This is a genomic window from Achromobacter spanius (assembly GCF_029637605.1).
In the GTDB taxonomy this organism is placed as follows: domain Bacteria; phylum Pseudomonadota; class Gammaproteobacteria; order Burkholderiales; family Burkholderiaceae_B; genus Achromobacter; species Achromobacter spanius_E.
The window spans coordinates 5,232,913-5,247,421 of record NZ_CP121261.1; the positions used below are offsets into that span (position 1 = coordinate 5,232,913).

15 protein-coding genes and 1 other RNA gene are annotated in these 14,509 nt (G+C 61.4%); 10 read left to right on the plus strand and 6 right to left on the minus strand.

Going from position 1 to position 14,509, the window contains the following annotated elements; genetic code table 11:
- The first annotated feature begins 5 nt into the window (after nucleotides 1-5).
- Both P8T11_RS23360 and P8T11_RS23365 read left to right on the plus strand, forming a co-directional pair.
- A complete protein-coding gene (locus tag P8T11_RS23360) occupies nucleotides 6-1,535 on the plus strand; it encodes a tripartite tricarboxylate transporter permease (protein WP_268079797.1) in 1,530 nt (509 codons plus the stop codon).
- A gap of 114 nt (nucleotides 1,536-1,649) precedes the next feature.
- The gene (locus P8T11_RS23365; protein ID WP_268079796.1) at nucleotides 1,650-2,579 is read left to right on the plus strand and encodes a 2-hydroxyacid dehydrogenase; all 930 of its coding nucleotides are present in this window, start codon (nucleotides 1,650-1,652) and stop codon (nucleotides 2,577-2,579) included.
- Here the strand turns inward: P8T11_RS23365 and P8T11_RS23370 are convergent.
- Nucleotides 2,573-3,508 (minus strand): LysR family transcriptional regulator, encoded by a 936-nt coding sequence (locus tag P8T11_RS23370; protein ID WP_268079795.1) that lies wholly within the window; start codon nucleotides 3,506-3,508, stop codon nucleotides 2,573-2,575. The two genes, P8T11_RS23365 and P8T11_RS23370, sit on opposite strands and share 7 nt — an antisense overlap.
- Before the next feature lie 199 nt (nucleotides 3,509-3,707).
- On the opposite strand from P8T11_RS23370, the gene P8T11_RS23375 reads away from it, so the two are divergent.
- Nucleotides 3,708-4,337 carry an FMN-dependent NADH-azoreductase gene (locus P8T11_RS23375; protein ID WP_268079794.1) on the plus strand — a complete coding sequence of 210 codons (630 nt, stop codon included), beginning with the start codon at nucleotides 3,708-3,710 and terminating at the stop codon, nucleotides 4,335-4,337.
- 67 nt (nucleotides 4,338-4,404) lie between these two features.
- Here the strand turns inward: P8T11_RS23375 and P8T11_RS23380 are convergent, their stop codons facing one another.
- From P8T11_RS23380 to P8T11_RS23390, 3 genes are all read right to left on the minus strand, one after another.
- Nucleotides 4,405-5,310, minus strand: a complete 906-nt coding sequence (locus P8T11_RS23380) for an NAD(P)-dependent oxidoreductase (RefSeq protein WP_268079793.1) — start codon at nucleotides 5,308-5,310, stop codon at nucleotides 4,405-4,407.
- Between the two features lie 154 nt (nucleotides 5,311-5,464).
- Nucleotides 5,465-6,970: a tripartite tricarboxylate transporter permease gene (locus P8T11_RS23385; RefSeq protein ID WP_268079792.1), complete on the minus strand. Its 1,506-nt coding sequence runs from the start codon at nucleotides 6,968-6,970 to the stop codon at nucleotides 5,465-5,467.
- A gap of 13 nt (nucleotides 6,971-6,983) precedes the next feature.
- Complete coding sequence (locus P8T11_RS23390; RefSeq protein ID WP_054427363.1) at nucleotides 6,984-7,448, minus strand: tripartite tricarboxylate transporter TctB family protein; 465 nt, start codon at nucleotides 7,446-7,448, stop codon at nucleotides 6,984-6,986.
- A gap of 478 nt (nucleotides 7,449-7,926) precedes the next feature.
- Between P8T11_RS23390 and P8T11_RS23395 the strand changes: the two genes are divergently transcribed.
- From P8T11_RS23395 to P8T11_RS23410, 4 genes are all read left to right on the plus strand, one after another.
- Nucleotides 7,927-8,373: a hypothetical protein gene (locus P8T11_RS23395; protein WP_268079791.1), complete on the plus strand. Its 447-nt coding sequence runs from the start codon at nucleotides 7,927-7,929 to the stop codon at nucleotides 8,371-8,373.
- Nucleotides 8,373-8,684, plus strand: a complete 312-nt coding sequence (locus P8T11_RS23400; protein WP_006217444.1) for a cell division protein ZapA — start codon at nucleotides 8,373-8,375, stop codon at nucleotides 8,682-8,684. Before P8T11_RS23395 ends, P8T11_RS23400 begins: the two co-directional genes overlap by 1 nt.
- A 32-nt stretch (nucleotides 8,685-8,716) precedes the next feature.
- A non-coding RNA gene (gene ssrS, locus P8T11_RS23405) (6S RNA) lies at nucleotides 8,717-8,899 on the plus strand.
- 91 nt (nucleotides 8,900-8,990) lie between these two features.
- A complete protein-coding gene (locus P8T11_RS23410; RefSeq protein ID WP_268079790.1) occupies nucleotides 8,991-9,752 on the plus strand; it encodes an SIMPL domain-containing protein in 762 nt (253 codons plus the stop codon).
- Here the strand turns inward: P8T11_RS23410 and lgt are convergent.
- The gene (gene lgt / locus P8T11_RS23415) at nucleotides 9,727-10,515 is read right to left on the minus strand and encodes a prolipoprotein diacylglyceryl transferase (protein ID WP_268082286.1); all 789 of its coding nucleotides are present in this window, start codon (nucleotides 10,513-10,515) and stop codon (nucleotides 9,727-9,729) included. The two genes, P8T11_RS23410 and lgt, sit on opposite strands and share 26 nt — an antisense overlap.
- Nucleotides 10,516-10,646: 131 nt before the next feature.
- Here lgt and ilvD point away from each other — a divergent pair, with 131 nt between their 5' ends.
- The 3 genes from ilvD to msrA all read left to right on the plus strand — a co-directional run bounded on the left by ilvD (nucleotide 10,647) and on the right by msrA (nucleotide 13,282).
- Nucleotides 10,647-12,332 (plus strand): dihydroxy-acid dehydratase, encoded by a 1,686-nt coding sequence (ilvD, locus tag P8T11_RS23420; protein WP_268079789.1) that lies wholly within the window; start codon nucleotides 10,647-10,649, stop codon nucleotides 12,330-12,332.
- Nucleotides 12,316-12,651, plus strand: coding sequence for a c-type cytochrome (locus P8T11_RS23425; RefSeq protein ID WP_268079788.1), 336 nt, complete (start codon nucleotides 12,316-12,318; stop codon nucleotides 12,649-12,651). The genes ilvD and P8T11_RS23425 overlap by 17 nt, the downstream gene beginning before the upstream one ends.
- Before the next feature lie 76 nt (nucleotides 12,652-12,727).
- Nucleotides 12,728-13,282: a peptide-methionine (S)-S-oxide reductase MsrA gene (gene msrA, locus P8T11_RS23430; RefSeq protein ID WP_268079787.1), complete on the plus strand. Its 555-nt coding sequence runs from the start codon at nucleotides 12,728-12,730 to the stop codon at nucleotides 13,280-13,282.
- A gap of 112 nt (nucleotides 13,283-13,394) precedes the next feature.
- Here msrA and hppD read toward each other — a convergent pair whose 3' ends face one another.
- Entirely contained in the window at nucleotides 13,395-14,507 is a 1,113-nt protein-coding gene (gene hppD, locus P8T11_RS23435) for a 4-hydroxyphenylpyruvate dioxygenase (protein WP_268079786.1), read from the minus strand.
- Nucleotides 14,508-14,509 lie beyond the last annotated feature (2 nt).

The following is a 14,509-nucleotide window of genomic DNA, read 5'->3' on the forward strand; positions in this document are numbered from 1 at the left end:
GCGCCATGATCTCTCAGTCTTTGATGGACCTGTGGTACGGCTTCGGGGTTGCGTTCCAGTGGCATAACCTGATGTGGTCGTTCTTCGGCGTGCTGGTGGGCAACCTGATCGGCGTGCTGCCAGGCATGGGCGCCTTGTCGGCAATTTCGATCCTGTTGCCGCTTACCTACGTCATGCATCCCGTGCCTGCCATCCTGATGCTGGCCGGTATCTTCTACGGCTCGCAATATGGCGGTGCCATCGGCGCGATCCTGCTCAACCTGCCTTCGCACCCGCCGCACGCGGTGACCTGCCTTGATGGTTATCCATTGACCAAGCAGGGCAAGGGGGGAACGGCGCTGGGCATCACGATGATCTGCTCGTTCTTCGCGGCGTCGGTCGGCATCATCGTCATGATTTTCGCCTCGCCTTTGTTGGTCGAGGTGGCGTTCAAGTTCGGCCCGACCGAGATTTTCTCGATCATGCTGCTGGGCCTGCTGGCTGGGGCGACGATGTCGCGCGGCTCGCCGCTCAAGGGCGTTGCGATGACGCTCTTCGGCCTGATGTGCGGCGTGGTCGGCACGGACGTGAACACGGGCACCATTCGCTTCTCGTTCGGCCTGCTGGACTTGTCCGACGGCCTGGAGCTGGTGGCTATTTCGATGGGCCTGTTTGGCGTGGCCGACTTCCTGATGAGCGTCAACCGCATGACCATCATCGGCAGCGGCGCCAAGTTGCGCATTCGTGACATGCGGCCTTCCAGGCAGGAACTGAAGACGGCGTTCTGGCCCATGGTGCGCGGCACCGCGGTGGGCACGCTGTTTGGCGCCATGCCCGGCACGGGGCCGACCATCACCACGTTCGTCTCCTACGCGCTGGAACGCAAGATCTCCAAGACGCCCGAAAAATTCGGTACTGGCATGATCGCCGGCGTGGCCGCGCCGGAAGCCTCGTCGCACTCCAAGACGCAGGTCGACTTCATCCCCACGATGAGCCTGGGCATCCCGGGCGACGCGGTCATGGCGCTGATTCTGGGCGCGCTGTTGATTCAGGGCATCCAGCCGGGGCCGCAGTTGATCACCGAGCACCCGGACATCTTCTGGGGCCTGATCGCCAGCTTCTGGGTGGGGAACGTCCTGCTGATGGTACTGAACGTGCCGTTGATCGGCGTGTGGGTCAAGCTGCTGCAAGTGCCGTATCGCTATCTGTTCCCGTCCGCGCTTTTCTTCATTGCAGTGGGCGTGTTCAGCACACAGAACAGCCTCTTTCAGATTTGGGAAGTGTTGGCGTTTGGCGTGATCGGCGCGATCCTGATGACATTGGAGTTCTCGGTAGCCCCCATTCTGCTCGGCTTCGTGCTGGGGCCCATGGTGGAAGAAAACTTCCGCCGTGCGCTGCTGCTGTCGCGCGGCGACCTGGCTGTGTTCGTGGAGCGCCCCATCAGCGCGTGGTTCATCGGTGCAAGCGCCTTGCTGATCTTCCTGCAGCTTTGGGCCTTCGCGCGTCGTGGCAAGGGTAAGGGCAAGAACAAGCCCGAAGTACCGCAGACGGCTTGAACTAGGCCTGCTACGCAGGTACAAGACGGCCCGGCTTCATGCCGGGCCGTTTGATTTGTGAAGCGCCATCCTGCATGCTTGCGGTTTCGAAAACCGCTTTGCAGAGCCGCCACCATGCATATCCTTTTTGCTTGCCCCCTTCACGATCCCGATGTCTGGGTGCCCCGTCTGGAAGCCGCAATGCCCGGTTGCCGCATTTCGGTGTGGAACCCCGATGGCCCGCCCTCGGGGGCAGAAGTGGCGCTGGTCTGGCGTCCACCCGTGGAACTGTTCAAGCACGAAACCAATATCTCGACCTTGTTCAATCTGGGGGCGGGCGTGGATGCGCTGTTGAAGATGCCCGAGATCCCCGAGCATGTCCGCATCGTGCGGCTGGAAGACGCCGGCATGTCCGTGCAGATGGCCGAATATGCGCTGTACGCGCTGCTGCGTGTGTCGCGCGATTTCGAAGCGTTCGACCAGGCCCAGGCGCGCCAGCACTGGGATACCCGCGAAGGCACGCGCCAGGCGGATTGGCCCGTTGGCGTGCTGGGCCTGGGGCAGGTGGGCGCGCGCGTCGCGCAGACGCTGGCTGATTTCGGCTATCCCGTGGCGGGTTGGTCGCGGTCCCCGCGTGATTTGCCGGGCGTGGAATCCTTTGCGGGCGAAGCCGCCTTGCCGGCGTTTTTGGCTAGAACGCGCTTCTTGATAAACGTGTTGCCGCTGACGCCTGATACGCGCAACATCCTGAATCGCGACACGCTGTCGCAACTGCTGCCCGATGCGCACCTGGTCAATGTCGGCCGTGGCGAGCACCTGGTCGAAGATGACCTGGTTCAAATGCTCGAAGAGGGCGAGATCGCAGGCGCGACCCTGGATGTGTTCCACACCGAGCCGCTGCCCAATGATCATCCCTTCTGGCGCGATCCGCGCGTGCATGTCACGCCGCACATCGCCGCGCGTACCTTGCGAGATGAAAGCATCGAGCAAATCGCCGGCAAGGTGGCCCAACTGATGCGCGGTGAACCCATCACCGGCGTGGTCGAACGCAACCGGGGCTACTGAGCCGGAGGCGTTGCGGCTTTTTCCAGCCGCTGATACATCGACGGCAGGCGTTGCGACAGAAAATCCAGCAACGTCCTGACCGCCGGCATCATGCCGCGCCGAGACGGGTAGATGCAATGCACGATGCCTTCCGGCGATTGCCATTGGGGCAGCACCTGCACCAACTGGCCCCGGCGCAGTTCCTCTTGCGTGGCAATGGACGGCAGCAGCGCAATGCCGCGGCCACGCACCGCGGCCTCGGTCAGAACGATGAAGTCGTTGCACGACAGTTGCGGCTTTAGCTCAACCTGCAGCTCTTCGCCCTTGTCATTGCGCAGCGGCCAGCGCACGTCGTGTTGCGGGTCTGAAAAGCTCAGCGTGGTGTGCGACGCCAAGTCCTGCGGCGTGTCCGGCGTGCCATGGCGCTGAAGGTAGCCCGGGCTGGCCACCAAGGTGCCGCGCGCCGTGCCCAAGTGGCGTACCACCAGCTCTGCGTCGGTATCCAGCTTGGTCCGCACGCGCAACGCCAGGTCGACGCCTTCGCGGATCAAGTCCACGCGCCGGTTGGTCACCAACAACTGCACGGATATCGCCGGCCATGCGTCCAGGAATTCAGGCAGCAGGGGCGCCAGTACATCCTGCGCAATGGAAACGGGGCAACTGACGATCACCGGGCCGGCGGGCTCGGATTGCAGTTGGCGCATGGCGTCGTCCGCGGCGCGCGCGGATGCCGCCATTTCACGGCAGTAATGCAGATAGCGTTCGCCTGCGGACGTGAGCCGCAGGCGTCGAGTCGTGCGTTGCAGCAGGCGCACGCCCAGGCTTTCTTCAAGGTGCGAAATCCGCCGTGAAAGGCGCGATTTGGGGATGTCCAGCGCCCGGGCAGCCGCGCTGAAACCGCCTTGCTCGACGACTTGAGCGAAGTAATAGAGGTCGTTTAGATCTTGCATTATTGTTCTATTCCTGGAACGAATAGTTCATCATATCCCTGTTTATGCGAACAATGAACCGGTCTACAGTGACGCCATGCAATCGGGATCTGCCAACGCCACCCGGCGCCCAGCCCCAGTCCGGTACCTCTTTTGAATCGGACGTGGCGCTGACGGATCCCCGCCTGCTCATGGCGGGCCACCACTGGAGAAATTCGCAATGAAGACCCTTGTCATCCTGTCCTCGATCCTCGGCAACCGTTCCCACAGCAAGGAATTGGCCGATCATTTTATTGCGCGCGTCAAAACCGCCCACTCGGCCGATAGCGTGAAAATCCGCGACATCGGCGCGCAGCCCATTCCCTACTTCGATGGCAGCACTGCTGGCGCGCTGTTCACCCCGGCGCAAGCCCGCAGCGTGGAGCAGCAGCGCATTGTCGAGCTCAGCGATTCGTTGGTCGCTGAACTGATGCAGGCCGACCGCATCGTGTTCGCCGTGCCGGTCTACAACTTCAATCTGCCCGCGCAATTCAAGAGCTATCTGGACCACGTAGCCCGTGCCGGCGTCACGTTCCGTTATACGCCCGAAGGCGTGCCGGAAGGTCTCGTCAAGGGTAAGCAGGTGTTCGTGTTGACGGCGCGGGGCGGCAAGGCCGAAGGCACGCCGTCCGACACGATGACGCCGTACCTGCGCCAGATGCTCAGTTTCCTGGGGATGGACGACGTCACGTTCATCGCGGCCGAAGGCATGGCGATGGGCGAAGTGGCTGCGCTGGAGGGCGTGACGCTGGCCAAGCAGCGTATCGATGCCCTGGCGCTGGACGCGGTGCCGGACAGCCTGGCGGCCTGATCTGCCTCGTCCGCTTGTAAAAAAGGCGAGCCTGTAGGCTCGCCTTTTCATTTTCGCTTGGAAGAACTTAGTCGCGCAGTCGCTTTACCAGGCTGGATGTGTCCCAACGGCCGCCGCCCATCTTCTGGACATCGGCATAGAACTGATCCACCAGCGCGGTCACCGGCACGCGCGCGCCGTTGTTGCGCGCTTCCGCCAGCACCAGGCCCAGGTCTTTGCGCATCCAGTCCACGGCAAAGCCAAAATCGAACTTGTCGTCGACCATGGTGCCGCCCCGGTTCTCCATCTGCCAGCTTTGTGCCGCGCCTTTGCTGATCACGTCCAGTACCAACTTCATGTCCAGCTTCGCAGCCTGGCCAAAAGCCACGGCTTCGGACAGGCCTTGCACCAGGCCGGCAATGCAGATCTGATTGACCATCTTGGCCAATTGGCCAGAACCAGGTTCGCCCACCAGCGTCACGGCGCGGCCAAAACATTGGGCCACGGGCTTGATGGCTTCAAACACCGCTTCTTCGCCGCCGCACATGATCGTCAGTGCGCCATTGACGGCGCCGGCCTGGCCGCCAGACACGGGCGCATCCACGAAATTCAGGCCCAGGCCCTTGGCCTGTGCGTAGAGCTCGCGGGCGACATCGGCCGAGGCGGTGGTGTGGTCGACGAACACGGCACCGGGCGCCATGCCCGCAAATGCGCCGTCGGGTCCAAGCACGACGCTGCGCAGGTCGTCGTCGTTGCCCACGCAGGCGAAGACGATCTGGGCGCCTGCCACGGCTTCGCGCGGCGTGCCGGCATGGCGGCCGCCGAACTCCGCGACCCAGGCCTGAGCCTTGGCGGGCGTGCGGTTGTAGACCGTCACGTCGTGCCCGGCGCGGGCCAGATGGCCGGCCATGGGCAGGCCCATGACACCCAGGCCGAGGAAAGCGACTTTCTGGGCTACGACCGCGTCGTAGCTCTTGGTACCGATCGTTGCCATCGCAGGAAACTCCGCTCAATGTGAGTAAGGTAAGTCTTAGGGAAGTAACCTTAACGCAATCAAAAGCCGGCGGCGAGTCCATCAAAAAAAACCCCTGGGACAAGCCCAGGGGTTTTGGAAAGCGAAGCCGCCGCGCCGGGCGGCCTGGCCGCTTTTATTCTTCTTCGACGAAGGTCTCTTCGCGCTTCTTGCGGATGGCGGGCAGCGCCACCAGGATCACAAGGAACGCCGCCACGGCCAACAACGAAGCTGACAGGGGACGGGTCACGAAGGTGCTGAAATCGCCACGCGACAGCAGCAGGGCACGACGGAAGTTCTCTTCCATCATGGGGCCCAGAACCAAGCCCAGCAGCAGCGGTGCGCCTTCGCACTTCAGCTTTGACCACACGTAGCCGATGATGCCGAAGATGGCGGTGGTGAAGATGTCGAAAGCGTTGTAGTTCAAGGAATACACGCCGATCGTGCAGAACACCAGAATCGCCGGGAACAGGATGCGATAAGGCACTTTCAGCAGCTTGACCCACAAGCCGATCAGCGGCAGGTTCAGCACTACCAGCATCAGGTTGCCGATCCACATCGAGGCGATCAGGCCCCAGAACAGCTCGGGGTGGCTCGTCATGACTTGCGGGCCGGGCTGGATGTTGTGGATCGTCATGGCGCCAACCATCAGCGCCATCACGGCGTTACCCGGGATACCGAGCGTCAGCAGCGGAATGAACGACGTCTGCGCGGCAGCGTTGTTCGCCGATTCCGGGCCGGCCAGGCCGGCCGGATGGCCCTTGCCGAAGCGTTCCGGATTCTTCGAGATCTTCTTTTCCAGCGTGTAGGATGCGAACGACGACAGCACGGCGCCACCGCCCGGCAAGATACCCAAGGCCGAACCCAGGGCCGTGCCACGCAGCACGGCGGGAGCGGCTTCCTTGAATTCCTGCAGGTTCGGGTACAGCGAGCCGATCTTGTCGGTGATGTCGACGCGGTTTTCCTTCTGCTCAAGGTTGGTCATGATTTCGGCGAAGCCGAACACACCCATGGCCACGATGGCGAAGTCGATACCGTCTTGCAGTTCGGGAATGCCGAAGTCGTAGCGGGCAACGCCCGAGTTGACGTCGGTGCCTACCATGCCCAACAGCAGGCCCAGGATGATCATCGAGATCGCCTTGGGCAGCGAACCCGAAGCCAGAACCACGGCGCCGACGAGACCCAGGCACATCAGCGAGAAGTACTCGGCGGGGCCGAACTTGAACGCCACCTCAGCCAACGGGGGAGCAAACGCGGCCAACAGCAGCGTTGCCACGCAACCGGCGAAGAACGAGCCCAGCGCGGCGATGGCCAACGCGGCGCCCGCACGGCCATTGCGGGCCATCTGGTGGCCGTCCAGCACGGTCACCACCGCAGACGTTTCCCCTGGCAGCGCCACAAGAATCGCCGTGGTCGAGCCGCCGTATTGCGCGCCGTAATAGATGCCGGCCAGCATGATCAGGCCGGCAATTGGGGGCAGCACATACGTGATCGGCAGCAGCATTGCGATGGTCGGGACCGGGCCGATGCCCGGCAACACGCCAATCAGCGTACCCAGAATGCAGCCCAGCAATGCGTAGGCCAGGTTCTCGGGCGTAAACGCCACCGAGAAACCCAACAATAGGTTGTCAAACAATTCCATGACCGGTTGCTCCTTAGTTCATGCCCAGAAAGGACGGCCACAGCGGGAAGATCAGCCCCAGCCCCTTGACGAATGCCAGATACGAGAAGACCACCAGGAAAATCGCGTTGGCAACGGCGACCTTCAGGCTGAACTCATGGCTGGCCAGGCTGCTTACGACAACCAGGATGAATACCGAAAGATAGATGCCCAGCGGCTTGAGGATGAAGCCGTACAAGACCACCGAACCCACGACGAGAAAGACAATACGCCAGTCGAATTTGTCGACATGCGTTTCGTGGGCTTTCTTGGAAAGAGAGCCAAGCAGCACGATGGCGCCCAGCAAAGCCAGAACAATGCCTAGCCAGAAAGGAAAGTACCCAGGGCCCATTCGGGCGGCAGTACCCATTTGGTAGCTGCTGGCCTGCCAGGCGAATCCCAGTCCAAGGGCGATGAACATCACCCCCGACCAGAAGTCCTGTCGATTGCGTAGCTGCATGATTGGTTGGCTCCTATTTACAGCATGTAGATAAAAAAGTTTGTAGCCGGATGGGACCCGCTGAAAGGCGAGTGACAGGCACAAAAAAGGCACTTCGGGGTGCCATTAGTTATTCTGAAAGCGGCGGCGTGGTTTCTTGGAAGGGCGAATGGTAATGGACGCCTGCCATGCTGCAAACCCTGTAAGCTCGGTGAAAGGCTGGGGTTTTCCCTAGAATTCGGGTACTCCCGGGCCTCAGATGTAACGCCACGGGAAGAATGAGGGTTTTTTGAAAGCTAAGTGAAAGTTTATAGAAAGAAATGCGAAAGCCGAATCGGCCGGATGTGGGAATTTTGGAGGAGGCGCTTTTCTTCTTGTGCCGGAATCGGTTAGCCTCCCGCCGCCCTGATCAACACCGTATTTCCTACCGAATATTGCCGGGTTTCTCACCTTGCGTGAAGTGGCCCGGTTCACCTCAGGATGGTTTACGATAGCGCCCATGCTGCAAGACCTAGACCAACTCGCCGCCCGAATCGGGCAACTGGTGCAACGCACCCGCCAACTCCACGCAGAGCGTGATGCGTTGCGCCTCCGCCTGAATGATTTCGAAGCTGAACAGCGCGTGCTGAAGCAACGCGCGGTCGAGCGCGAGGCGGACATCGCCACGTTGCAAAGCAAGCTTCAGGATCACGACGGCGCGGTTACCGCAATGCTCGAACAAGCCCAGCAGGCCGAAGCCGCCTTGCGCGAGCAGCTTGCCCGAGAATCCGCCGAACGACAATCGCTGGAGTCGCGTTTCGCCGCCCGCGAAACCGAACTGCAGGGTAGCCTGCAAACCCGCGACACCGAACTACAGCGCTTGCGCGTGGCCGCCGCTTCGGCCCGCGAGCGCATCGACGCCGTGCTGGCCCGCCTGCCGGGTGCACCGTCTGGAGAGCAACACTGATGGAACGCGTAGACGTAACCATATTGGGACGCGACTATTCGCTGGCTTGCTCGGCTGAAGAGAAGCCCACGCTGATGGCCGCTGTGCGCCACGTCGACCAACTGATGCTTCGCATCCAGGGAACCGGCAAGATTTCCAGCAACGAACGCATCGCCGTCATGGCGGCGTTGCAGGTCGCTGGCGAGCTTCTCGCCATGAAAGCGCCCGACGGCCCGTTAGGGGGTTTGGCGGTTGGCGACTTCAAGCGTAGAATTGAGGACATGAACGCAGTACTCGATGACGCCTTGTCGGGTCAGGAAAAACTGCTCTAACGTTCATAAAGCTGTATTCAAGAATTTTCAGTTTGTCCCTGCCGTGTCCGTGACTAGGCCATACATTCTCTGAACCTATGCTTTCGGCATATGGTTGCGGGAGTGTAGAGCTGGAGTGATCGTCTCTCGTAGACGAACCCGACGCTCTGCGGAACGCGACCACCTCTTACCCTAGGGTTCGAGATGCCGGCCTTGACGGCACAGGCGGGGCATTTACCCAGCGGGCCTGCCAACAGCGCAGGTCCGCGTCGGGTGCCACAACCATCCCCCTCTCTTTCTCTCTGTCCTCCCTCCTAGGACCCGTCCATGTTTAAACACCCTGTTCTCTCGCTGACGAAACTCGGCGCAGCGTGCGCAGCCGTGGCCGCCATTGCTGCTGTTCAACCCGCATTTGCACAGACGCAGGCGCCCAGCGCACCCGCAACGGCGGAATCGTCCACGAACCGTTCGCCGGAAATGACACTGCAAGCGGCGGCCTCGTCGGAGGTCAAGCAGGACACCGTTCGCATTTCCTTGTCCGCCGAGGTCGAGGCGCCTGATCAGCCCGCCGCCGGCAAGAAGCTGACCGCGGTGCTGGACGATGTGGTCAAGCGCGCGCGCGACACCAAGGGTGTGGAAGTGCGCACGGGTGGTTTCAACGTGTGGCCCAACACGAACAGCAAGGGCAAGATTGCGTCGTGGCGCGGCCAGGGCGAGATCGTGCTGGAGTCCAAGGACTTCGAAGCCGCTGCCGCATTGGCAGCCAAGCTGTCGGACAAGACCGCCATTTCCAACATCGGGTTCTCGCTGTCGCGCCCGGCACGCGAGGCCGAAGAACGCAAGCTGCTGAAAGAAGCGGCCCAAGCGTTCAAGGATCGTGCATTGGCTGCTGCCAACGCATTCGGTTTTTCGGGTTACCGCTTGTCCAAGCTGGAGCTCGGCGGTTCGGGCGGCCCCGTGCCGATGCCGCGCATGCTTGGCGCGGCCATGGCCAAAGACGCCTCTGGCGGCTACAGCCCGGACGTCCCGCTGGAAGCGGGAGACGTCACGGTCAGCGTGGCCGTCAACGGGACGATCGTTTTGCAGTAAGGCTGAACATGATGGCGCCCAAAGCGACCATCGGCAGGGATAGCCACTGTCCCATGCTTAATCCACCCGCGAGCAGACCCAGGAAGTTGTCTGGCTCGCGGGTGAATTCCACCAGGAAGCGGAACGTTCCGTAACCCATCAAGAACAGTCCACTTACTTGCCCCAGTGGACGCGGCTTGCTCGAAAACCACCACAGCAGTGCAAACAGCACAATGCCTTCCAGACCCAGTTCATAGAGTTGGGACGGGTGGCGTGCCAGCCCGTCGCCGCTGCCGGGAAACACCATCGCCCACGGCACATCGGTCGGGCGGCCCCAAAGCTCGCCATTGATGAAGTTGCCCAAGCGGCCAAACCCCAGGCCCAGCGGGATCAGCGGCGCGATGAAATCGCTGATCGCGAAAAAGGGCAGCTTCTTCTTTCGTGCAAATAAGAGCATGACGAGGATCACGCCGATCAGGCCGCCGTGGAATGACATGCCGCCTTGCCACAAGTACGCGACTTCCAGCGGATGCGCCAGGTAGTAGGCAGGCTTGTAGAACAGCACATATCCAAGTCGGCCGCCCAGTACGACGCCCAGCACGCTATAGAAAATCAGGTCTTCCAGGTCGCGCACGTTTAGCGACGTAGTGTGCCCGCTTGTGATGCGCCGGCGGCCAAGCACATACACCAGGGCGAAGCCCGCCAAATACATCAGCCCGTACCAGTGGATGGCAAGCGGCCCGATCTGCAACGCTACGGGATCGAATTTTGGATATTGCAGCATGTTCTGCCCGACACAATGAAGTTGAATGATAATAACCGGCGAGCTCTGAAGATTCGCATGCATGCAAGCGAGCCAGCTTCCCGGGTGCGTTCGTCATGCCCGCGCCCCGACGCCGACAGGAGAGACAGACCATGCCGAACAACGAACGTTCCCGCCACATCACCGAAGGCGTAGCACGCGCACCCAACCGCGCCATGTATTACGCGCTTGGCTACAAGGAAGCCGATTTCGATAACCCCATGATTGGTGTGGCCAACGGCCACTCCACGATCACGCCCTGCAATAGCGGCCTGCAGCGCCTGGCGGACGCAGCCATTGACGCTATCCGGTCGTCCAGCGCCAACCCCCAGGTGTTCGGCACGCCAACCATTTCCGACGGCATGTCCATGGGCACCGAGGGGATGAAATATTCGCTGGTTTCGCGCGAGGTCATCGCCGACTGTATCGAGACTGCCGCCCAAGGCCAGTGGATGGACGGCGTAGTGGTCATCGGCGGTTGCGATAAAAACATGCCTGGCGGCATGATTGCCCTGGCGCGCACGAATGTGCCGGGCATCTATGTCTATGGTGGCACCATCAAGCCGGGCCACTACAAGGGCAACGATCTCACCATCGTCTCGGTCTTCGAAGCCGTTGGCGAATATACGATGGGTCGCATGCTCGAGGCCGATTTCAAGCAGATCGAAAAGTGTGCCATCCCCGGCTCGGGCTCCTGTGGTGGCATGTACACCGCCAACACCATGAGCTCCGCCTTTGAAGCCATCGGCATGAGCCTGCCTTATTCCAGCACCATGGCCAATGAAGATGACGAAAAGGTCGTCTCGGCCGCCGAGTCGGCGCGAGTGCTGGTCGACGCGGTCCGGCGCAACCTGCGCCCGCGCGACATCATCACGCGCGAATCCATCGAAAACGCCGTGTCGGTCATCATGGCCACGGGCGGGTCCACCAATGCGGTGCTGCACTTCCTGGCCATTGCCCACGCCGCCGACGTGCCGTGGACCATCGATGACTTCGAGCGTATCCGCAAGCGCGTGCCGGTGTTGTGCAACTTGAAGCCCTCCGGCAAGTACGTCGCAACGGATCTGCATCGCGCAGGCGGCATCCCCCAAGTCATGAAGCTGTTGCTCAATGCCGGACTGCTGCACGGGGACTGCATCACGATCACAGGCAAGACCATCGCGCAAACGCTCGCCGATGTGCCGGACGTGCCACGCGCCGATCAGGACGTCATCATGCCGCTGGATCGCGCGCTCTACCCGCAGGGGCATCTGGCTATCTTGAAGGGCAACTTGTCGCCGGAAGGCTGCGTGGCCAAGATCACCGGGCTGAAGAATCCCGTCATGACCGGTCCGGCGCGCGTCTTCGATTCCGAGGACGATGCGATGACGGCCATCATGGCGCAGCGCATCAAGGATGGCGATGTCGTGGTCATCCGCTACGAAGGCCCCAAAGGCGGGCCCGGCATGCGCGAAATGCTGGCACCCACTTCCGCGTTGGTCGGACAGGGCTTGGGCGAAACGGTCGGCCTGATCACCGATGGCCGATTTTCCGGCGGCACCTGGGGTATGGTCGTTGGCCATGTCGCGCCCGAAGCATTCGTGGGTGGGCCGATAGCCCTGATCCAGGAGGGCGATTCGGTTACCATCGATGCCCACAAGCTGCTGCTGCAGCTCAACATCAGCGACGAAGACCTGGCGGCTCGTCGCCAGGCCTGGGTCCAGCCCAAGCCGCGTTATACACGCGGTGTGCTTGCCAAGTTCGGCAAGCTCGCCAGCACCGCGAGCCGTGGGGCAGTTACCGATGCATTTGAAGATTAGTCTGTGGGCGGCCGTCGCCTGCGTGTTGAGCGCAGGCGCGGTCCAGGCGCAAACGACCGGCCTGGACTTGGCCAAGAGCAAGGCCTGTATGGCTTGCCATCAGGTAGAGGTCAAGCGCGTAGGTCCGCCGTTGACGAGTGTGGCGGAACGCTATGCGGGGCAGGGCGACGCCATGGTGGATTACCTGGCCGGCAAGATTCGCGGCGGTGGCCGCGGTGCCTGGGGTGCGGTTCCCATGCCTGCCCAAACCCATGTCAGCCAGGAAGACGCCCGTCTGCTGGCCGAATGGATATTGTCGCTGGCGCCGGCCAAGCAGTAGTCTTAATCTTGATGCCCCGACGTGAAACGCGGGAAGTGGGCCGCAAGGCGTGGCCCCTTATAAATGAGGAATTGCCATGACAGAACAACCATCCCCAGGCAATGAGGTTGCCGTCCTTGGCGGCGGCTGCTTCTGGTGCGTCGAAGCGGTCTTCGTCGATTTGCGCGGCGTGAAGAGCGTGTTGCCCGGCTACAGCGGCGGGCACGTCGACAACCCCAGCTACGAACAGGTGTGCGGCAAGGACACCGGCCATATCGAGGTCGCCCGAATCGAATTCGACCCCGCCGAACTGTCTTTCAGTGATTTGCTGCGTGTGTTCTTCGCCACGCATGACCCCACCACGCCGGGGCGCCAAGGCAACGACATCGGTCCACAGTATGAGTCGGCAATCTTTTGGCAGAACGAGTCTCAGCGTGAGCAAGCTGAATCGGTCATTGCCGAGGTCGAGGCACAACAGGTTTACGACGCGCCCATCGTCACCAAACTGCTGGCGCCCGCCAAATTCTGGCAAGCCGAGGATTACCACAGCAATTATTTTGCCCTGCACCCCGAGCAAGGCTACTGCCAGTTCGTGATCGCACCCAAGGTTGCCAAGTTCCGCAAGCAATTCCAGGATCGTCTCAAACGCTGACGTGCTTGGCTGCCCGTGTCGGTTTGAACGGGCGAAAAAAAACCTCACAATAAGGTGAGGCCTCAAGGCCAGTGCCGATGCTAGGGCATTTGGGCACTGGAGGGGGAAGCGCTTACTCGACGTTCTTCACCACGCCGCGGCGCATCTGGTCCAGTTCGATCGATTCGAACAGGGCCTTGAAGTTGCCTTCGCCAAAACCGTCGTTGCCCTTGCGTTGGATGATCTCGAAGAAGATCGGGCCGATCTGGTTCTCTGTGAAGATCTGCAGCAAAAGGCCGCCACCGGGTGCACCATCCAGCAGGATACGGTTTTTCTGCAGCCGCGCCACATCTTCACCGTGGTTGGGCAGGCGCCGGTCCAGCAGTTCGTAGTAGGTTTCCGGCGTATCCAGAAACACCACGCCCGACGCGCGCAGCGCTTCAATGGTGCTGTAGATATCATCCGTCGCCATGGCAATGTGTTGGATGCCTTCGCCGCGGTACAGGTCCAGATACTCCTGGATCTGCCCCTTCTCTTCGGTGCCTTCCTCATTGATCGGAATGCGGATATTGCCGCAAGGCGACGTCATCGCCTTCGACTTCACGCCCGTCACCTTGCCTTCGATATCGAAGTAGCGAACTTCACGGAAGTTGAACAGGCGTTCGTAAAATTCCGACCACTCGGCCATGCGGCCCTTGTGCACGTTGTGCGTCAAGTGGTCCACCAACGTCAAGCCAGCTCCGCGGTGGTTCAGGTCCGCCTGCGCATTGCCCGGATCCACGGGCACGAAGTCCACGTCATAGATGCTGATATCACCAATGCCGCCATGACCTTCCTTGCCAGTCCAGCGGTCAACCAAGTAGATCAGCGAGTCGCCGATGCCCTTGATGGCCGGAATGTTCAGTTCCATCGGACCGCTGTGCGAGTCGAATCCCCACGCGCCCAGTTCCAATGCGCGCTTATACGCGGCATTGGCATCTTGAACGCGGAAGCCAATTGCACAGATCGACGGTCCGTGCAGGCGCGCAAAGCGCTGGGCAAAGGAATCCGGCTCGGCATTGATCAGAAAATTTACGCCACCCTGGCGGTACAGCGTGACGTCCTTGTGGCGGTGCTTGGCGATGGCTTTGAAGCCCAGCAGTTCGAACACCTTGCGCAGCGCAGCGGGGTCCGGCGCGGCATATTCAATGAACTCGAACCCGGCGGTGCCCATCGGGTTGTCCCAGGGTTGGAAAGCGCTGCTCATAA